The sequence below is a fragment of the Thauera sp. GDN1 genome (assembly GCF_029223545.1).
Classification (GTDB): Bacteria; Pseudomonadota; Gammaproteobacteria; order Burkholderiales; family Rhodocyclaceae; genus Thauera.
Genome location: NZ_CP097870.1, coordinates 2426578 through 2445420, shown reverse-complemented (window position 1 = coordinate 2445420; position 18843 = coordinate 2426578). Strand labels below are relative to the sequence as shown.

Sequence of the window (18843 nt, the reverse complement as noted above, 5' to 3'; positions counted from 1 at the left end):
GGAGCCTCACGAAGCACATTGAGGAGCGTTCTTGTCGAAATAGGCGTTCGCGCACAACCATTTCACATATTGCCGCATGTCGACCGTGCCGGTGACGTTGTCGAGTTCGCGAGGGTCGAGGGTTGAGCCAGTGCCGAGCTGGTCGATATCGCGCGCTCGCCAGGTGATGAACTGGTGGGTGTCGGCGTGCGTCAAGCTGCCGTTGTCGAAGCCCATGTTGCGCTGACGATCCCCGGCGATGGCGCCATTGACGCTGCGGTCCTCGGGAAAGACATAGTCGATCCAGGGCAGGTCGCCCTGGGTCATCTGGCGGGGGACCACATTCTGCGGATTGCCCGCCTGAATCACGTTGCTCTGGTCGTGCAGCACCACTTCGTGGGCGGGGATCGGATCGATACTTTTCATACTTACACCCGCCAGGCGTGCCTGCTCGACCATCCAGTTCAGCGCGACGAGAGAAAGTCCCTGCTCATCGTCCGGATAGCCCCCGCCGATGTCCGCGTGCGCCCCGATGAAGCCCTTCTCGACGCGGATCTGCCCCGGTTCGTCGCTGCTGGCGCCGATGGACTCCAGCGGGAATCCGCCCCAGTGCATGCTGTGCGGTTTCGGGTTGCGATACCCGAACTCCTGCAAAGAGTCGGATCGATGCTCATTGAGTGCGATGGCCTGGGCGACATACGTGAAGTTGTCCGGAATGCCGAGCCTGTAGCCCGTTCCGCTCATGTTGGTCGATAGCACCGTGTCGAACAGACCCATGAAGCGGAAGTTGACCGGCTGGCAACCGGGCGTGCCGTCCTTCTTCGTGTAGCTGTAGTAGGTCGCGCCCTCGTAGTCCGCCGCATCCGCGACGATGCGGTTGGCGAAATCGCGCGCCTGCGCGCCGCCGCGGCTGAAGCCGATGATGTCGATGTCCAGGACCTCGTCGTCTTCGAGCTGGTCCGCTTCGTCGCGCAGGTACAGCATCATGCGGGCGATGCGTGCCGGCCCGGAATAGTTGCCACCCATGTCGTTGATGTAGGTCGGGTCGCCGGGCGTGAGCCACCACAGCAGGGTGCGGCTCGCGTAGTCTTCGGGGCGGATGTCGCCGTACTCGATGTCGCGATGCACCGTGCCGACCCCGCTCACGTAACGTCGATTTCCATCCTCGTAGGCGCGCAGGAAGTTAACCACGTTGCTGAAGCCACTGCCCGCCATCGCGGGATCGTTGCGGTCATCGCTGTTCCCCGTGCCATCGAACGCGAACAGCACCAGCCCATCCGGATCGACGTAGCGCAGGGGGTTGAATGCGACGTATGCGTAAGGATTCGGCCCGTCGGGCGTGCCGAGGGGGTCGGGAGTGAGGTACTGGCCCAGTTCGGGGTCGTAGTAGCGCGCGCGGTTGTAGTGCAGCCCGGTCTCCGGGTCGAAGTGCTGGCCGGGCAGGCGCAGGTTGAGCGTGAATCCCTGGCTCTCGATCTTGGCGGCGCCGAAGGGGGCGTAGGTCGCCCGCCACAGGACCCGGCCGTCCGCGCCGGTGGCGAGCTCCGGGGCGCCGAGGTGGTTGGCGTGCAGCCAGGCAATGGCTTCGTCTTCGGTGAAACTCGCGCGCAGCAGTTTTCCGATCTCGTTCATGAAGTCCGACATGGGGGTGGAATCGGCCTTGGCCGGGGCGATGCCCTGCGGGGTGTCGATGACGGCCAGCGGCAGGTCGGCCAGCCAGATGTACTGGCGCAGGATGCGTCCGTTCGTGTCGAGTTCGGCCAGAGGCTGGCGGTGCTCGTCGTAGATGGTGTGGATCGTTCCGCCAGCTGTTTGCCGGGTGTTGCGCAGGCCGCGGTGGTCGTAGCCGTAGCGGGCCAGCGTCGCGCCGCGCACGCGCACCTCGACGAGGCGGCCGCGTGCGTCCCAGGTGTATTCCCGCTCGCCGATCCGCTCGGGCTGGCCGCCGGCGTCGTGACGAACGAGGCGGTCGGCCGTGGGCGACTGACGGTGGGAGCCGGGCTCGAACGCGGCTCGCCGGGTTCCGGCGTGCAGTTCATCCTGCGAAGCGACATCCTGCTGCGCCAGAACACGGCGCTGGGCAGGATCGTAGGCGAAGCGCCACACCGACTGCTCGGCCACGGTGTCGCTCCGCGTCCGCCACCGGACGGAGGCGAGCAGGCGGTTACCACGGTCGTAGGCGTGGCTGGTGAGGCCGGGTTGGGCGCCACCGCCAGTTGCGTGCTGGCGGCTGTGCAGGAGGTTGCCGCGTCCGTCCCAGACGTAGCGGTGTTCGAGCAGTGACCTACTTGCGGATCGGCTGGTTTCGGGGCGGTGGTGGCGATGCACGATGCGCGCGAGCACGCCTTCGGGACTGCGCTGCAACAGGGTCTGGATGCCGTTGCCGCTCACGTAGCCGCGCAGGCCGGCGAGGTCGCGCTCGAACTCGCCGGCGATGAGCCGATCGGAGCTCATCCAGGGCAGCCAGGGCGTGCCCGCCGTTTCGCGTTTCAACGCGACGACCTGGCCCTGGCCGTTGCGCTCGTAGCGCAGGCGGCTGCCGTCGGGCAGCGTGGTTGCGATCAGCCGGCCCGAGTCGTCGTGTTCGTAGCGGGTGACCGTCGTCAGCTCGCCCTGTGCAGTGGGCAGGGTGACGATGCGTGCGCTGCGAAATCCGTTCGCATCGTATTCGTAGCGTTCGCGCTGGGTGGGATGAAGGATCTCGCTCAGACGGTCGCCGGTGTAGTGCCAGCGGGTTTCCTCGACGGTACCGCTGCGGGCGTCGGTGATCGACTGGCGGTGGATGCGCCCGCGGACGTCGTACTCGTATCGGGCGCGGTTGCCGCGCGCATCCTGCATCGCGATGAGCCGGTCGCCGGCATTGTATTCGCGCACTTCGGCACCGCGGTCGGCGTCCTGCTTCCACACGGCACGTCCGAAGTCGTCGTGAAGCGTCCGGGGCGCGGGGGGCAGCGGCTGACTCCTGGTCCGCGGCGCAAGGGCTGCAGGGCCGGGATGGACGAGTCCGTCGGCATCGACAGCGTACTGCAGCCGTCCGTGGGTGTCGCGATGCCATTGCCGGCCGCGCCCGGCGTTGTCCAGCACGGCTTCGACCCGGCCCTCATGATCGTAACGGCGCCAGTGCGTCCGGTCGAAGCTGGCGCTGCGCCGGCCGTGCTCGATCAGGCGCCCCTCGTTGTCGTAGGAGAAGCGGTCGAGGACGCCCAGCGCGCTCGCGTGCCAGAGCAGGCGACCGCGCTCGTCCCATGCACGCAGCCAGTTCGACGCCGGACGCGCCGGGTCCAGTGACTCGACCGGACGTCCCAGGGCGTCGTAGCGGATCTGCCGTTCCTGCTGCCTTGTCCCACCCGGGCCGTGGCTGCGCACGGTGACGACGCGTTGGTGCAGGTCGTACGAAAAGCGGGTCGCGTACCCCTCGTGGTTCGTTACCGCCTGCAGCAGTCCGGTTGCCGTCGCGTGCTCGAGCGTGCTCCGCCGCCCGCCGGGCTGCGTGACCGCCACCGGGTGGTTTCCTTGCCCGTCCCATTCCAGGGTCGTGATGTCGGAGTCGAGCGGCGATGCCTGCGGCCCGTTCGGTAGCGGGCCATCGATCGCGGCCAGCAGCGAGCGCCCATTGATCCGGGTGTAGGTGAAGGTGGTCGAGCGTTCGATCGGGGTGGCATCGCTGGCGCTCCCGATCGGCTCGCCCGAGGCGTCGAGCGGGCTGAAGCCGGTCTCGGTGATGCGGGCGAGCTGCCCGGCCTCGTTGTAGGTGTAACGGCGCTGAACTTCGCGCCCGGGCACGACGCTTGGGCGTGCGACGAGCGCAGGTCGCGGGCTATCGCCGGCGTACTCGTAGCGAACGATCTGGCGCACCGGCGAGGGCTTGCCGTCGGCATGGCGGCGGAGGGACTCGCGCTGCACGCGGCCGGCTGCGTCGCGTTCGATCGTGGTGGTGGCGAGCGCCTTGGCGGCGAGGTCGAGACGGGTGATCGCGATCGTGCGGCCGAGCGTGTCGTAGGCGTAGCGCAGCCTGGTTTCACCGCAGCTGGCACAGCCGGGACCGATGATCTCCAGCAGGCGCGGTTGGCCGCCGACGAGGGCATGGCGGTAGGTGGTGCGCTGGCCCAGGGCGTTGGTGAGCACGGTGCGGCCCGGGGTCGGGAAGTCCAGATCCACCTGCTCGATGCCGGTGCCGGGTAGCGTCTTGCCGGATCCGTCCACGCGCCGCGGCGCCCCGCGCACACTCATGACGGCGCGTCCCTGGTGGTCGTAGGCGTAGGTCGACAGGCGCTCTTGCTGCGGCGCGTGTTCTGGCCGACCGTCCGGCGCTGCGTCGACCAGGCTGACACCGGTGAGGTGGTGGGGCCAGGCCGGCGCCCCTTCGCCGTCGTCGGCGCCATAGTGGTAGCGCCGCAGGCCTCCGTCCGGATGCGTGACGCCGACGAGGTTGCTCAATCCGGGTCGGCCGTGGTCGTTCTGGTGCGCATAGCTGAAACGCCCGAGCGGACTGGTGATCGCGACGACACCGCGGAAACCTGCGCGGTCGCGGGGCGCGTACTCGAAGCTGAGGCTGCGCCCCTGCGGGTCGGTGACCTTCATCAGCTCGCCACGCGGGCCGCGCGTGAGGCTGAGGAATTCGCCGCTGGGTACCCGGATCTGCACGAGTTTTCCGCGCGCATCGAAGTCGAGCGTGCGTCCGTCAGGCCAGGTCCACCGGTAGCGCATCCGTCCTTCAAGGGATGCGGAGGCCGTGCTCGTGACCCAGCCGCGCGCCGGGTCGGCACTCGTGTAGCGGTCCTGCGCCTTGGGGTCCCGGGTGAAGACGTGGCGTCGGCCATCCGCCTGCACGATGTGCAGCTCGTGCTCGAGTGCGTACAGATCCGTCTCGTAGGACAGCCGCCAGCCGCGCCCGAGCAGGCCGAGCGGCGCGTCGGTACCCGCCTGTGCGCTGTTGTAGTGGCGCACGATCTCGATGCCCAGCACGCCGGGCAGGGCGGGAAGGTCGGTCTCGCGCTGGTACTTGTTGCCGGTGAGGACGTCGATCGGATTGCCCGCGCCGTGCTCGACACCGCTGTCGTCCTCCTGGCTCGCCGGTCCGGCGCCTGCGCACGGGTTTGCGCCCGGATCGCCGCCATCGCCGGCAAGGCAATCGCTTTGCGATAGCGTGGATTGAGGCGGGGATTGCCCTCCGCCAGCCGAGAACTGCGCGATCGCGGCTGCGGGGGTCATGAGCAGCAGGCCAAGGAGGACGCGGATCAGCATGCTGCGGATGGGTTGCCGGGACGAGGTCATGGGTAGAGGGCCCTTGTGCTCAGCGGCGCGGAGCAGCGTCGGGGATGCCGCTGAGCCAGTCGGCCGGGGCCTGGCAGGAGGGATAGGACGAGCAGGCGGGATCGGTGAGCGGATTGCAGCCATCGGGGAGGGGCTCCGGTTCGGGCACGGGGGCGGGAGGCTCGGTGCAGGCCGGATCGGTCAGCGGGCAGGCGGGCAGGCCCGGACCCTCGGGCGGCGGCCCAGGATCGCTGGGCGTGCCGGCATTGCCGGGGCCCGGAAGCGACGCGTTGCCCGCCTCGATTGCAGGCGACTGCATGCGCATGACCGTGTGCGTCACCACCGGGATGCGTCCGGCGGCGACCAGGCCGGCGCGGAAGGCGTCGCCGTCGTTCGGGTCGAGCACGGCGAGCGCGCGGGCCATGAAGGGGCCGGCGAGCGGGATTTGCCTGGCCACCGGGATGCCGTAGGTGATGCGCAACTTGAGCAGGTTGGCGTCCTGCAGTGTCTGTCCGCTGGCGTTGCCGGCGGGGTCGCGTGCGCAGCCGGAGCGGTCGACGGGGCAGTCGAGGTGGGCGAGATTGGTGTTGGGAATCACGCGCGCGCTCAGTCCCATGCGCGCCGCCAGTGCCGGGCTGTGATAATCGTCGAAGCTCTCCCGGGTGGGCGAGAGGATCTCGATGCGGGCGAAGGGGGCCTCGGCGAGGGCGCGGCTGCGCGCGGCGGCGAGTTCGGCCGTGGTCGTGCCGCCGCCGTGATAGCCGGTCATGGCGCGGTCGAAGGCGGCGCGGATCGCCGGCAGTCGCGCGTTGGCGACCGTGCCCGCGCGGGCGGCCTCGAAGGCGGCGTAGTTGAGCTGGCTCCTGGCGTGGAAGAGCAGCGCGTACTGCATCAGCACGAGCAGGATGAACAGCGCCAGCGGCCCGGCGACGACGAACTCGACCAGGGTGGCGCCGCGTTGTGCGCGAGGCGCCGGATCACGGCGGGCTGCCGTCTCGGTTTCTGAAGGCGCCTGCGCGGATGCACAGGCAGCGGCAGACGATGCCGGCGTAGCGTTTGTGGGGGCGGGCTTGACCGCTCCCACGGTGCTCGCGCCGTGTGCGATCGAGTCCGGGATGACGACAGACGTGCCAGGTGCCAGCCCGAGCCGTCGCGCCTCGCCCGCGGCCAGCTCCAGGGTCTGGCGAGCCCGCCAGCACGCCGCCATTCGCCATGGCGGCAGGGCCTCGATCACCTCGAGGATTCGGCCCCGGCGGTCGAGAAAGACGACGTCGATCGGATAGCGCATGAAGGCGGTGTGGACGGATGCGCAAGGGGCGATCAGCAGCGCGTGGCCGGGCGCAGGCGGAGGCGACCCGAGCAGGCCGCGCAGGCGGTCGAACCAGCGTTCGGCGCGTTGTATGGCCAGCGGCGGAGGCGCGTCAGGCTGCTGCGAGACCGGCGCCACGGGGGCAGGGCGCACCGGACCACGGGCAGATGCAGGGCATGCGCTCATACGCCCGCCGCCATGAACTTCATCACGATCGGGAACATCAGGATCGCGAACACGCACGGAAAGATGAAGAACAGCAAGGGGAACAGCAGCTTGACCGGGGCCTGCATGGCGAGCTTCTCGGCGCCGGCGAAGCGCTCGGTGCGGCGCTGCTCGGCTTGGGCGCGCAGGATGGGGCCGAGGCTCATGCCGGTGGCCTCGGCCTGGATCAGGGTGGAGACGAAGTTGCTCACCGGGGCCATGTCGAGCCGGTCGGCGAGATCGCGCAGGGCTTCGCTGCGCGGACGCCCCGCGCGCACGTCGCGCATCAGGCGGGCGAGCTCGTCCCTGAGCGGGCTGGCCGGCCCCTTGGCCACCGCCTGCGCGAGCGCGCTGTTGAGGTTCAGCCCAGATTCCACGCACAGGGTGATCAGGTCGAGCATGAAGGGCAGGGCCTTGAAGGTGTGGCGGCGACGCACCTCGATGCGGTCGCGCAGCCACACCGGCGGCAGCAGGAACCCGCTGGCGAAACCGGCCAGCAGCGGCCAGTGAACCGGTTGCGCGAAGGCGCTTGCCAGCCACGCGCCGAAGGCGCCGCACAGCAGTGCCCAGACCAGTTGTCCGGCGAGGAACTGGGCCGGATCCAGCGCGTAGTCGAGTCCCCCCAGACGCAGGCGCACGAGGCTGGCCTGCAGCTGGCGTTCCGGCAACACGGCACGCAGGTAGTGCGCCAGCCAGTGCACCGGCCACCACACGATGCGGTAGGCGAGCGGCGGGGGATCGAGCCACACGCGGTCCTGGCGCGGGACGCTGGCCGCCGCGCGCGAGATCAGCCAGCCGAGCAGTGCGACCGACAGGCCGGCGGCGAGCGCGATGGCGGCGATGATCACGCCCGGATCGAGCGCGAGGAGCGGGGGCGAGGTGTCGGCGTTCATATGTCGATGGCGACGATGCGGCGGATCAGCAGCACGCCGATGAATTCCATGACCAGCACGGCGGCGAGCACGCCCCAGCCCAGCCGCGTGGTCCACAGCATCGCCATCGCGTCCGGCTCCATCCGGCTGAGCACCCACAGCAGGAAGATCGGCAGCAGCCCGACGACCCAGGCCTGGAGCTTGCCTTGCGCGGTGAGTGCGCGGATCTTGAGTTCCATCGCCTGCTGGCTGCGCAGCGTGGTGGCGGTGCGCTCGAGCGTTTCGGCCAGGCCGCCGCCGGTCTCGTTGGCGATGCGCATGGCCGACACCATCAGCTTGACCGGCTGCGCCGGCACGCGCAGGGCGAGGTTCTCGAGCGCGTCGTCCAGGCTCACCCCCAGGCGCTGCTCGTGCTGCACCAGCAGCAGCTCCTGTGCCAGCGGTGGGGCGAGCTCGGTGGTGACCTGGCGCAGCGCCGCCGGCAGGGACAGTCCTGCACGCGCAGTGCCGGCGAGCATCTGCAGGGCGTCGGGCAGTTGCTGCTCGATGCGTTCGCAGCGGCGCGCGCGCAGGCGGCGGAGGACCGCGCCCGGGGCGAGGGCCAGCCCGGTGGCGACAACCAGCGCGACGACGAAGTTGGCGGTGAGCAGCCAGGCCGCACCGGCGATCAGCAGCGTCAGCGCGAGGTTCAGCGTGTACAGGCGCGCCGGATCGAGGGACAGGAACAGCTCGTGCAGGTGGAAGCCGGTCTCGCGCGTGAAGCGGTCGCGCCAGGCGTGCAGCAGGCGGATGGCGATGTCGGCCAGCGCCCACACCAGCAGCGCGATGGTGACGGCGACGACGACGAGGACGAGGGTGAGGTTCATGGCTCGCTCGCCTGGCCGTGGGCGGCGAACAGCGACAGGTCGAGGCGGACGCCGGATTCGGCGAGCGCCTCGTAGAAGGCGGGGACGGCATCGCAGCCGGTGAAGCGGGACCGAACGCGGCCGTCGGCGTCGCGACCGAGCTGTTCGTGGCGGAACAGTTCCTGCATCTGGATGCGACCGGATTCGGTGCCGGCGACTTCGACGATCGCGGTGACGACGCGCCGGCCGTCCGGAAGCCGGGCCTGCTGGATGACGATGTCGACGGCCGAGGCGATCTGGTCGCGGATCGCCGTCAACGGCAGGTCCATGCCCGCCATCAGCACCAGGGTTTCGAGGCGGGCCAGGGCGTCGCGCGGGGTGTTGGCGTGCAGCGTGGTGAGCGAGCCGTCGTGGCCGGTGTTCATCGCCTGCAGCATGTCGAGCGCCTCGCCGCCGCGGCATTCGCCGACGACGATGCGGTCGGGGCGCATGCGCAGGGCGTTCCGGACCAGGTCGCGAATGGCGATCTGGCCCCGGCCCTCGGCGTTGGCGGGGCGCGTCTCCAGGCTGATCAGGTGCGAGTGCGCCAGCCGCAGCTCGGCCGCGTCCTCGATGGTGATGATGCGTTCGCCATCGGGGATGAAGTTCGACAGCACGTTGAGCAGCGTGGTCTTGCCCGAGCCGGTGCCGCCGGAGATCAGGATGTTCTTGCGATGCAGCACGCAGATGCGCATGAACTCGGCCATCTGCGGGCTCATCGCGCCGAGGGCGACGAGGTCGGCGGCGGAAAACAGCTTGCGGCCGAACTTGCGGATGCTCAGCGCCGGCCCCTTGATGGCGAGCGGGGGGATGATGGCGTTGACCCGCGAGCCGTCCTTCAGGCGCGCGTCGACCATCGGCGACGCTTCGTCGATGCGGCGTCCGATCGGGGTGACGATGCGCTCGATGACGCCGAGCACCGCGCGCTCGCTGGTGAAGCTGCCGGGGTGCCGTTCGAGGCGGCCGTTGCGCTCGACGTAGATCTCGTCATGGCGGTTGACCATGATCTCGCTGATCGTGTCGTCTTCGAGCAGGGCTTCGAGCGGCCCGAGGCCGACCGCCTCGTTCAGCACCTCGCGGCGCAGCGTGTCGCGATCGATGCTCTCCGGAAGCGCGGCTTCCTTGTCGATGAGTTCGATCAGCAGCGCTTCGGTCTCGGCGCGCAACTCCTCGTCGCTCATGCGCACCAGATCGCGCCGGCGCAGGTCGATGGCGTCGAGCAGGGCTTCGTGGATGCGCTTGCGCCAGAACTGCTGGGGTGTGGGCGATGCCGGGATGGGTGAGGCGCCGGGTGAGAGGAGGGGGCCGCGTGAAGAGGCGGTGCCGGCGGCGGGCGGGGCCGTGGGCGTGGCCTCACCCGGCGGCACGGCGCGGGCCTCGAGCGCTTCGCCCTCGGCCTGCGCCTGCAGGCGATCCTCGATGACCAGGGTGAACGGGCCCACCGTGATCTGGTCGGTCGGGGCGATCGGGCCGTACTGCTGCAGGCGGTTGCCGTTGACGCTGGTGCCGAAGAGCTGGCCCAGGTCCTGGATGTGAAGCCCTGTCCTGGTGCGGTAGATGCGGGCGTGCTCGCGCCCGATCTTCCAGCCCGGCAGGCGCAGGCGGCAGTCGGGTCCCTTGCCGATGAGCACCGAGGTGTCGGTGATCGCCTCTATGCGGGTGGGGCTCTCGGGATGGCTGATGGTGACCTGGAACATGGCTGTGGTACTCCGCGATCAGTCGTTCATTCACATGGTTTCGCTGCCGGCCCCGGTGGGCTGGCCGGGAACGACGCGGTCCTCGACCGGTGCCGGCAGGCCCGGCACGGCGGCCAGATCGGGCTCGGTGGCACGCGGAACACCGTCCAGGCGCTGGCGGGCGCGGAGCATGCTTTCGTCCTGGTCGACGCTGTGCCTGTCGACCGCTCGCGGGGTGACGAAGACGACGAGTTCGGTCTCGTTGTTCTGGAAGCGGCGCGAGCGGAACAGCGCGCCCAGCACCGGGATGTCGCCGAGGAAGGGCACCTTGTCGATCGCGGCATTGACGTCGCGGGTCAGCAGGCCGCTCAGCACGATGGTGCCGCCGTCCATGACGTTGAATTCGGTCTCGGTCTTGCGGGTGCGCAGTGCCGGGCCGGAGTCGCCCATCACCGAGAGGTCGAGGTCGCTGACCTCGCTCATGATGCGGGCGCGGATCACGCCGTTGTGGTCGACCGTGGGGGTGATCTGCAGGCGGATGCCGTAGGGCTTGAACTGGATCGTGGTGCCGTTGATGTTGCTGACGCTGTAGGGAAATTCGCCGCCGGCGAGGAAGCTCGCCTCGGCGCCGTTGCGCGCCGACAGCACCGGCTGGGCGAGGATGGATGCCGAGCCGTTCTGCTCCATCAGCCGCAACTGGGCGTTGAGGCCGGCGTTGATCGCGGACAGCAGGTTGAGGCTGGAGCTCAGTGGCACCTGGCCGCCGTTTCCGTCCGGATTGACGATGGGCGGGGCGTTGTCGCTGCCGGTGCGGATGTCGATCTGCAGCGGGGCGTTGCCGCGGCGACCGGGCATCCACACGCCGCCGATCGCGGCGCCGCCGGTGGCGTTCCAGGCCAGACCGACCTCGCGCAGCATGTTGATCGGGAACTCGACGATGTGGACGTCCATCACGATCATCTTTTCCCAGCCGATGGGGTTGGTGAAGTCGATGATCTGTGGATAGCGCTTGGCGAGTTCGGCGATGCGGGCCTGGTCGCGGTTGCTCAGCCGGTCGCCCTCGACCACCACCTTGTCGCCGATCACCGAGCTGCGAGCGTTGGGGATGGCGGCGAGGAAGGCGGCGATCTCGCGGTTGACGCGCGCGGTGTCGGCCGGGACCACGGTGACCTTGAGCCGGCGGTTGCGGCCGGTGGCGTTCCAGATGTGCAGCGACGAGACGCCGACCTCGTTGGCGATGAGGAGGATCTCGCGGTCGTCGAGCACCGCGGCGGACAGGACCTTGCCGTTGCCGACCGCGAGGCGGCCGGCGTTGGGCTCGCCGATGACGCGGGTCTCGCCCAGGAACATCGTCAGTTCCGGCATCTCGGCGGCGAGGGCGGCCAGCGGGTAGCACAGCGCGAAGAGGTGGAGGAGGGCAGTGGCGAGTAGGCGCATCGGCGTGGTCGGGGGGCTTGGGGGCGTGAAATGGACGGGCGAAGACGGTCGGTAGCCAGGGACAGCAAGGGCGGAAGCGGGTCGTGCCGGATCAGTCCGGGGCGTCCTCCGGGCGCGGCCGCAAGTGCAGCCCGCTGGTGATCGGGCCGCCGCCATAGATCACCGGGACGGTGCTGATGCCCCGGCCGTCGTCCGCGGGAAGGCCGAGCAGCTTGCGGGCGTCGGTGATGGCGGCCGAGACCGGCGCGAGGTCGCCGGGCGCCCTGAGCAGGGCGGTGACGCGGCCGATCTCGCGCGCGGCGATGACGCGCTTGGCGTCCTCGGGCGAGGTGTCGAGCGTGATGGTGGTGTAGCCGCGGGGCCGGCCTTCCGGGTCGCGTTCGCCGAGCTCGACCCGGCTGCCGGTCGCGAGCACCGGCACGGCCTGGAGCAGAGTGAAGGTGAAGCTGCGGGTTTCATTGCGTACCGACACGACGACGTCGATGCGGTCTCCCGGCTCGACCATGCCGGAGAGCGAGCTGATCTCGTCCACCGGCACCGTGACCGCGCGCTGGCCGGCGTCGAGGCGTGCGGAGAAGGTCGGTGCGCGCCGCCCCTCGAGCTGCGTCCACAGCAGCGGCTCGCCGGCGGTGGCGGGATAGGCCAGGGCCATGCTCTCGGCGCGACTGTACTGGTCGGGCGTGATCGCGCTCGAGTGCGCCCAGGCGCGGGGAATCGCGCGCACCGCCACCGTGTCGGGCGTGATCCGCGTCCCGCTGGCGAGATCGGATTTGGCGACGACGACCTGCACGGTGTCGACGTCGGTCGCGCGCGCCTCGATCTCAGCCATCCGTTCGGACAGGTAGTTGCTCGCCGTAAAGGCGGCGAGTGCGCCCAGCGCGAGCGCGACGCCGAGCACGATCCAGTTCTTGCGGGTTCTTGGCGGTGTCTGCGGTGTGGTCATAGCGGCAGCGAGATGAAGGCACTCTGGCGATCGAAGGCGGAGCGGATTGCGGCGAGCAGGGTGTCGACCACGGAGTCGTCGCCGGCGGCGGCGATGCCGAGGAGCATCGTCAGCACGAGCAGCGCGACGAGGTATTCGGCGAGCGCCTGTCCGCGTTCAAGGATTCGGGCGGGCGGCGTCATGGGTTTCGTGAGAGCAGGGTGAGGACGGCGCTGGTCGTGCCGTCGCGGCGCACGAGGACGAGCCTGGCCTCGCCGCTCGGGCCTTCGAAGCCCTGTACCAGCGCGTCGTCGGACACCGCCTGCGGCCGGCCGACCGGGCGCAGGCCGCGGCCGGCGAGACTCGCCGAGAACGATCCGAGGTTGGCGTGCAGCTCATGCGCATTCACGAGAACCAGCTGGCGGGCGCTCACCGGGCCGTCGATGGATTCCATGTCGGAGAGCAGTTCGGAGCCGCCGGGCAGCACGAATCCGGTCGGCCTCGCTGCGGCCTCGCGGGCGCCCCGCAGGTCGGTGATGGAGAGCAGCGCTTCGCTCGCGCCGCCGGCCAGCGGTGCGATCGTGACCGTGATGAAGTGCTCGCCACGCCACTGGGCGAGCACCTCGGTGGCGCCCACGCGCGAATGTGCGACCGGCGCGCCCAGGGCGCTGCGGTAATGGGCGACGATCTCGTCCGCGGGGGCCGCGGACAGCGCCCGCGTCATGCGCATCGGGATGCCGTTGAGACGCACGTGCTGGCCGAGGCGTTCGACGCGCGCGCCGCCGGGGTGCTCGACCGTTGGCCAGGGATCGGCCATGACGCTCGCCGGGATCAGCATCAGCAGGAAGGGGAGACGACGCCTCATCGGATTCGGTCTTCCGGGACGATGTCGGGATCGACCCGCCCGATCTCGGGCGGACTGGCGCCTTCGAGCACGGCAACGAAGGGCTTCAGGGGCGCGACCAGCAGCTGCAGCGGGCGGTAGGGGAAATGGCCCAGCGGGTTCGATCCGTCAGCGCGTATGGCGTGACGAACGGCGTCCGGACCCGAGGCGGCCCAGGTGTCGAGGAGTACGGTCGTGCGACGCTCGATGGACAGGTCGAGCGTGTCGAAGGGCGGCAGGTCCTCGATCCTGGCGAGATCGACGCGGACCGTGCCGGTATGCAGGTTGCGCTCATCCAGGTCCATCCTCGACGCGAAGATCGCGCCGAACGGCTGGGCGATCGTTTCCCTGCGGCTGGTGGCGCCGACATGGGTGGCGAAGACGGGCAGCAGGGCTCGTCCGCGGTGGTCATGCCAGAGCGGGTTGCGGTGAGCGGCGAAGTCGCCGGCGACGTCGCCGGTCTTGATCGGCGCATCGCTGTTGCCGAAGAAGCGGCGCCGGACCTCGGCGGCGAGAAGCGCGTCGGACTTCCAGCCCAGCGGGCTGGCGCCGTGATGCACCATGCCCTCGAAAGCCAGGTAGCGACTGGCGGCGGTCGCCGTCTGCGCGATGTCGAGCTGCTTGCCCAGCAGGGGCACGATCAGGAAAAGCGGGCTGAGCACCAGCGCCAGGACCAGGAACTCCACCGTGGACTGGCCGCGGACCTCGTGCACGCATCTGCGCTGTTCAGTCATCGACAGGCTCATCGGCAAGCTCCGTGCATGGGTCGATGCCGGCAGGGGCTGTCGTGCGCGCGCAGCGAACGCCGGTGGCATCGGGCGGGTGTCCGGGCCTGGCGACGATGTCGTCCGGCTCGAAGGCGCGGGCAGGAAGCTCCACCGGCCCGCGGAAGCGCACCACCTGCTCGCGGAGCAGGACCACGGGGCCTTCCTCCCCGGGGCCGCTGATCTCCGCGCCGAGGCTCTCGTTGATCGGCATGCCGATCCCCTGGCGGAGCAGGCAGACCCGGCCCCGCATCGGGGGCGGGGTGCCCATCCAGCGGCAGTCCCGGCCCGCGATGCGGGCATCGTCCGGGCCCGGCGTGCCGGCGACCGATGTGCCGCCGGCCTGTGATCCAAGCGGCGCAAGGGAGTCGAGGGCTAGCGCCTGGCGAACCAGTGCGATCGATCCTGCGTCCAGCTTCGGCAAGGTCTGGCTGAACCAGGGCTGTGCGCCGCGCCGGGGGTCGATGACGCGGGTGAGCAGCGTGCGCCGCTGCGGGCCGTAATGGATGAGGGTCGTGGTCTCGCGCTGCAGGATCTCCAGCCGGCAGGCCGAGACCGGGACCAGCTCGGCAATACGCTTGGTGATCGAGGATTTGTGCAGGCCGGGGTGGTGATACTCGGTCACTTCGTAGTCGCCCACGGTGTCGAGCCTGCCGACGAGTTCGAACGGCCCGGGGCGCATGCGGGCGAGACATTCTGCACCCCTGGCCTCGCCCTGGGTCGAGCCGATCATCGCGCACAGTTCGCCGGCCCGCCTGCACTGGGCCTCGGCGGCGTCGCGCTGCATCGCCGCGATCTGCCGCGCGTGAGGTGACGATCCCTGGCGACGGATCTCGTAGCCGCCGTCGATGGTCTCGGATGCGGCGCAGTGGGATGCGAGAACAAGCCCGGCGGACATGAGCGCGCCGCCGATGGACCGCCATCGGCGGGCGGACGAGGACGCAGTGCAGGCGAGGCCGAGGCCGCAAGGTTTCGGCGGGCGTCCGGTGTGCGCGGCCGCGCTTCGAAGGCAGTCGCGGCCGCGGAACATGGCGTTTGAATGGTCTATGCGTGACATCACGAAGTCCGCTGTCCAGTCAGGGAAGTTGTGCGCTGCCCTGGCGAAGCTGTGCCTGGGCCCGCTCCGTGGCGCTGACGGGAGCCAGGCGTGCCTGCCAGTAGGGGTTGAACAGGCTGCCCAGTTCGGCTTTGCCCGGATGCAGGCCGTTGCCGCCGTCCGGGCGCTCGAAGAACACCTCGACGCGCGAGATCGCGGCCGCCTGCCGGCCCGGCAGCGCACCCTCGAAGAGCTGCAGCCGTCCCGTGGGCCGGACCACGCTCGCGCCGCCCGAGAAGCGCAGGTCCGTGGCGTCCTTGGTGACCCGGATGCTCAGGCCGGCGACGGGGTCGGGTGCGGCAAGCGCATCCGTCGAGAGCTCCCTGAAGCTCGGAATGGCGCCGCCGCCCAGGCTGTGGGGGGCGGGCTCGAAACCGCTGGCGGTCCCGGCGGACGAGTCGGCGCGCCGGCTGGCGCGTGGATTGCTGGTGCGCGAGCCCGAGTAGCTGTAGGCGCCGTCGGCCAGGCCGTCGTCCGAGAAGGCGCTGCCGTAGCCGAGCGGGTTCTCGCTGCGCCGGCAACGCAAGCGGCGGATGCGGTGGTGATGCGCCGACAGGGTGTCCATCGATTTCCAGCCGTCGACGAGGTCGATCAGCTCGGTGCCGCCCCGTTTGCGCAGTTCGATGCCGGTGCACAGCACGACCAGGCCGAAGTCCCAGTTGCGGCTCTGGAGGAAGGCGTCGCGGCTCGCGTTGACGATGCGGCCCATGCGGCGGCGCTCCTCGCGTGAGGCATGGTCGCGGGTGAAGCCCACGAAGTCGTCGCTGAGCGGGATGGGATCGACCACGGCGTGCGGATCGTTCTCCTGCGCGATGCGCTGCATCAGCGCGAGACGGTTGGCCAGTGCCACCGCGTCGCCGGGGCCGTGCATGGCCTGCTGCGACAGCGCGAGCGCCTGGATCGCCGCGTCATGAAGCGGGATGGTCGCCGCCAGCGCCGGTGTGAGGACGTCCATGACCGATTCGACGTGACTCATCGCGGTCTGCAGGGCGGGACCGACGCCGGGGATCAGGTAGAGATAGGGTCCGATGTTGCCGGCCGCGGTGCCCATGTATTTCGCCCACGACGCAAGCCCCACGGCCTGCCCGATTGCGATCTGGTTGGCGACGATCGCGCGGTTGGTGTAGGCGTCGTAGTTCAGCATCCGCGCCTCGAACACGCCGGCGCTGTAGGCGACCGCGTCGGCGGTGTTGGTCAGGCGCAGCTTCTCCTGCACCAGCTGCCCGCTGTTGAACATGTAGAGCAGGGTCGCGGCCACCGCGACGAGCAGGACCGCAGCCAGCGGCAGGACCTGCCCGCCCTGTCGGATCAAGTCGTTCGTGCTCATCGCCGTGATCGCAACCCGGTCTGCTTAGCCGTGCGCTCGGGTCTGGCTACTTGCCGACCTGATTCACGTAGGTGTCGAGCGTGTGCTTCTGGTCACCGACCGTCTTGGCCTTGTCGGACGCGGTCTGGGCGGCATTCTTCGCCGCGGTGCCGTCCTTGCCGGACAGCTCCTGGGCGATCGCAGCCGTCTGGTTGCGGACGGTCTGCCCGAAGTACTGGTACACCGCGATGGCCGCGATCGCGATCATCGCGACGATGATGATGTACTCGGTCATGCCCTGACCGCGCTGGCTGCCGTTGTGGAGTCGTGCCGACATGATCAATCCGTCCAGTGATGAAGATGGCATGATCATGGCAAACGCCAAATGCATAGTCAATATGCAAATGTGGTTATCGCGGGTGAGCGTGTTGCACGGCCTCCAGCGAGAGAAAAGTGCGGAGGAGGGCTCGGCGTGGTCAGTGGAGAGCCAAAAGCAAAGGCCCGCTGCATCGCTGCAGCGGGCCTTGCCGGGTGAGACGGACGAACGGTCGGTCGATCAGCGCGCGATCGGCTTGTAGCGGATGCGCTTCGGTTTCGCCCCTTCCTCGCCCAGGCGCTTCTTCTTGTCCTCTTCGTATTCCTGGTAGTTGCCCTCGAAGAAGAACCACTGCGAGTCGCCCTCGGCCGCGAGGATGTGGGTGCAGATGCGGTCGAGGAACCAGCGGTCGTGCGAGATCACCAGCGCGCAGCCGGCGAATTCCAGCAGCGCGTCCTCGAGCGCGCGCAGGGTCTCGACGTCGAGGTCGTTGGAGGGTTCGTCGAGCAGCAGCACGTTGCCGCCCTGGATCAGGGTCTTGGCCAGGTGCAGGCGCCCGCGCTCGCCGCCGGAGAGGTTGCCGACGATCTTCTGCTGGTCGCCGCCCTTGAAGTTGAAGCGGCCGATGTAGGCGCGGCTGGGCATCTCGAAGCGGCCCACGGTGAGCACGTCGGCGCCGTCGGCGATGGCATCGAACACCGTCTTGTCGTTGGCCAGGCCCTCGCGGGTCTGGTCGACCGCGGCGATCTTCACCGTGGCGCCGATCTCCACCGTGCCCGAGTCCGGCTTGTCACGGCCCTCGATCATCTTGAACAGGGTCGACTTACCGGCGCCGTTGGGGCCGATGATGCCGACGATGGCGCCCGGCGGGATGGCGAAGCTGACGTTGTCCATCAGCAGCTTGTCGCCGAAGGCCTTGCTGACGCCGTGGAACTCGATGACCTTGTCGCCCAGGCGCTCGCCGGGCGGGATGAAGATCTCCTGCGTCTCGTTGCGGCGCTGGTATTCGACGCTCGCCATCTCCTCGTAGCGGGCCAGGCGGGCCTTGGACTTGGCCTGGCGCGCCTTGGGGTTGGAGCGCGCCCACTCCAGCTCGGTCTTCATCGCCTTCTGGTGCGCGGCTTCCTGCTTGGCTTCCTGCGCCAGGCGGTCGCCCTTCTGCTCCAGCCAGGACGAGTAGTTGCCCTTCCAGGGGATGCCGTGGCCGCGGTCGAGTTCGAGGATCCACTCGGCGGCATTGTCGAGGAAGTAGCGGTCGTGGGTGACGGCTACCACGGTGCCGGGGAAGCGGGTCAGGAACTGCTCCAGCCACTCGACCGATTCGGCGTCGAGGTGGTTGGTCGGCTCGTCCAGCAGCAGCATGTCGGGCTTGGACAGCAGCAGCTTGCACAGCGCGACGCGGCGCTTCTCGCCACCGGACAGATTGCCGATCACCGCGTCCCAGGGCGGCAGGCGCAGCGCGTCGGCGGCGATCTCCATCTGGGTCTCGACGTCGCTGCCGGCCGTAGACAGGATGTTCTCGTACTTCGCCTGCTCCTCGGCCAGCTTGTCGAAGTCGGCGTCGGGTTCGGCGTAGGCGGCGTAGATCTCGTCGAGCTTCTGGCGCGCCTCCATGATCTCGCCGAGCGCAGCCTCGACCTCTTCCTTCACGGTCTTGGTGGGGTCGAGCTCCGGTTCCTGCGGCAGGTAGCCGATGCGCTGGCCGGCGAGCCACTGCACCTCGCCGTCGTACTCCTTGTCCACGCCGGCCATGATGCGCAGCACGGTGGACTTGCCCGAGCCGTTGAGGCCGAGCAGGCCGATCTTGGCACCGGGGAAGAAGGAGAGGGAGATGTCCTTGATGATCTGACGCTTGGGCGGAACGATCTTGCTCACCCTGAGCATCGACATGACGTATTGGGCCACTACGGGTACCTCGTTGGGGTGTTCGGTGGGGCGGAAA

The 18843-nt window shown here is 69.4% G+C and carries 15 protein-coding genes; 1 reads left to right on the top strand and 14 read right to left on the bottom strand.

Annotated elements, in window-relative coordinates; genetic code table 11:
* Positions 1 to 6 precede the first annotated feature (6 nt).
* The 13 genes from CKCBHOJB_RS11265 to CKCBHOJB_RS11205 all read right to left on the bottom strand — a co-directional run bounded on the left by CKCBHOJB_RS11265 (position 7) and on the right by CKCBHOJB_RS11205 (position 16922).
* On the bottom strand, positions 7 to 5223 hold the full coding sequence (locus CKCBHOJB_RS11265; RefSeq protein ID WP_281048764.1) for an RHS repeat-associated core domain-containing protein: 5217 nt from the start codon (positions 5221 to 5223) through the stop codon (positions 7 to 9).
* 49 nt (positions 5224 to 5272) lie between these two features.
* Positions 5273 to 6694 carry a DUF192 domain-containing protein gene (locus tag CKCBHOJB_RS11260; protein ID WP_281048763.1) on the bottom strand — a complete coding sequence of 474 codons (1422 nt, stop codon included), beginning with the start codon at positions 6692 to 6694 and terminating at the stop codon, positions 5273 to 5275.
* 29 nt (positions 6695 to 6723) lie between these two features.
* Positions 6724 to 7638, bottom strand: coding sequence for a type II secretion system F family protein (locus tag CKCBHOJB_RS11255; RefSeq protein ID WP_281048762.1), 915 nt, complete (start codon positions 7636 to 7638; stop codon positions 6724 to 6726).
* Positions 7635 to 8483 (bottom strand): type II secretion system F family protein, encoded by an 849-nt coding sequence (locus CKCBHOJB_RS11250; protein ID WP_281048761.1) that lies wholly within the window; start codon positions 8481 to 8483, stop codon positions 7635 to 7637. The genes CKCBHOJB_RS11255 and CKCBHOJB_RS11250 overlap by 4 nt, the downstream gene beginning before the upstream one ends.
* Positions 8480 to 10198: an ATPase, T2SS/T4P/T4SS family gene (locus tag CKCBHOJB_RS11245; protein ID WP_281048760.1), complete on the bottom strand. Its 1719-nt coding sequence runs from the start codon at positions 10196 to 10198 to the stop codon at positions 8480 to 8482. The genes CKCBHOJB_RS11250 and CKCBHOJB_RS11245 overlap by 4 nt, the downstream gene beginning before the upstream one ends.
* Before the next feature lie 30 nt (positions 10199 to 10228).
* Positions 10229 to 11614, bottom strand: coding sequence for a pilus assembly protein N-terminal domain-containing protein (locus CKCBHOJB_RS11240; protein WP_281048759.1), 1386 nt, complete (start codon positions 11612 to 11614; stop codon positions 10229 to 10231).
* A gap of 91 nt (positions 11615 to 11705) precedes the next feature.
* Positions 11706 to 12557, bottom strand: a complete 852-nt coding sequence (gene cpaB, locus CKCBHOJB_RS11235; protein ID WP_281048758.1) for a Flp pilus assembly protein CpaB — start codon at positions 12555 to 12557, stop codon at positions 11706 to 11708.
* Positions 12554 to 12739, bottom strand: a complete 186-nt coding sequence (locus tag CKCBHOJB_RS11230) for a hypothetical protein (RefSeq protein ID WP_281048757.1) — start codon at positions 12737 to 12739, stop codon at positions 12554 to 12556. The genes cpaB and CKCBHOJB_RS11230 overlap by 4 nt, the downstream gene beginning before the upstream one ends.
* A complete protein-coding gene (locus tag CKCBHOJB_RS11225) occupies positions 12736 to 13401 on the bottom strand; it encodes a hypothetical protein (protein WP_281048756.1) in 666 nt (221 codons plus the stop codon). The genes CKCBHOJB_RS11230 and CKCBHOJB_RS11225 overlap by 4 nt, the downstream gene beginning before the upstream one ends.
* Positions 13398 to 14165, bottom strand: a complete 768-nt coding sequence (locus CKCBHOJB_RS11220; protein ID WP_281048755.1) for a hypothetical protein — start codon at positions 14163 to 14165, stop codon at positions 13398 to 13400. Before CKCBHOJB_RS11220 ends, CKCBHOJB_RS11225 begins: the two co-directional genes overlap by 4 nt.
* Entirely contained in the window at positions 14146 to 15081 is a 936-nt protein-coding gene (locus CKCBHOJB_RS11215; protein WP_281048754.1) for a hypothetical protein, read from the bottom strand. The genes CKCBHOJB_RS11220 and CKCBHOJB_RS11215 overlap by 20 nt, the downstream gene beginning before the upstream one ends.
* Before the next feature lie 178 nt (positions 15082 to 15259).
* Positions 15260 to 16606, bottom strand: coding sequence for a pilus assembly protein TadG-related protein (locus CKCBHOJB_RS11210; protein ID WP_281048753.1), 1347 nt, complete (start codon positions 16604 to 16606; stop codon positions 15260 to 15262).
* 46 nt (positions 16607 to 16652) lie between these two features.
* Entirely contained in the window at positions 16653 to 16922 is a 270-nt protein-coding gene (locus CKCBHOJB_RS11205) for a hypothetical protein (RefSeq protein ID WP_281048752.1), read from the bottom strand.
* On the opposite strand from CKCBHOJB_RS11205, the gene CKCBHOJB_RS11200 reads away from it, so the two are divergent.
* Positions 16921 to 17163 (top strand): hypothetical protein, encoded by a 243-nt coding sequence (locus tag CKCBHOJB_RS11200; protein ID WP_281048751.1) that lies wholly within the window; start codon positions 16921 to 16923, stop codon positions 17161 to 17163. The genes CKCBHOJB_RS11205 and CKCBHOJB_RS11200 overlap by 2 nt on opposite strands.
* Here the strand turns inward: CKCBHOJB_RS11200 and ettA are convergent.
* On the bottom strand, positions 17142 to 18806 hold the full coding sequence (gene ettA / locus CKCBHOJB_RS11195) for an energy-dependent translational throttle protein EttA (RefSeq protein WP_281048750.1): 1665 nt from the start codon (positions 18804 to 18806) through the stop codon (positions 17142 to 17144). The genes CKCBHOJB_RS11200 and ettA overlap by 22 nt on opposite strands.
* Between the last annotated feature and the right edge of the window lie 37 nt (positions 18807 to 18843).

Coding starts and splice junctions, on each gene's coding strand:
- CKCBHOJB_RS11265 (WP_281048764.1), bottom strand. CDS start 5,223: ATGCTGATCCGCGTCCTCCTTGGCCTGCTGCTCATGACCCCCGCAGCC.
- CKCBHOJB_RS11255 (WP_281048762.1), bottom strand. CDS start 7,638: ATGAACGCCGACACCTCGCCCCCGCTCCTCGCGCTCGATCCGGGCGTG.
- CKCBHOJB_RS11250 (WP_281048761.1), bottom strand. CDS start 8,483: ATGAACCTCACCCTCGTCCTCGTCGTCGTCGCCGTCACCATCGCGCTG.
- CKCBHOJB_RS11245 (WP_281048760.1), bottom strand. CDS start 10,198: ATGTTCCAGGTCACCATCAGCCATCCCGAGAGCCCCACCCGCATAGAG.
- CKCBHOJB_RS11240 (WP_281048759.1), bottom strand. CDS start 11,614: ATGCGCCTACTCGCCACTGCCCTCCTCCACCTCTTCGCGCTGTGCTAC.
- cpaB (WP_281048758.1), bottom strand. CDS start 12,557: ATGACCACACCGCAGACACCGCCAAGAACCCGCAAGAACTGGATCGTG.
- CKCBHOJB_RS11230 (WP_281048757.1), bottom strand. CDS start 12,739: ATGACGCCGCCCGCCCGAATCCTTGAACGCGGACAGGCGCTCGCCGAA.
- CKCBHOJB_RS11225 (WP_281048756.1), bottom strand. CDS start 13,401: ATGAGGCGTCGTCTCCCCTTCCTGCTGATGCTGATCCCGGCGAGCGTC.
- CKCBHOJB_RS11220 (WP_281048755.1), bottom strand. CDS start 14,165: ATGAGCCTGTCGATGACTGAACAGCGCAGATGCGTGCACGAGGTCCGC.
- CKCBHOJB_RS11215 (WP_281048754.1), bottom strand. CDS start 15,081: ATGTCCGCCGGGCTTGTTCTCGCATCCCACTGCGCCGCATCCGAGACC.
- CKCBHOJB_RS11210 (WP_281048753.1), bottom strand. CDS start 16,606: ATGAGCACGAACGACTTGATCCGACAGGGCGGGCAGGTCCTGCCGCTG.
- CKCBHOJB_RS11200 (WP_281048751.1), top strand. CDS start 16,921: ATGATCAATCCGTCCAGTGATGAAGATGGCATGATCATGGCAAACGCC.
- CKCBHOJB_RS11205 (WP_281048752.1), bottom strand. CDS start 16,922: ATGTCGGCACGACTCCACAACGGCAGCCAGCGCGGTCAGGGCATGACC.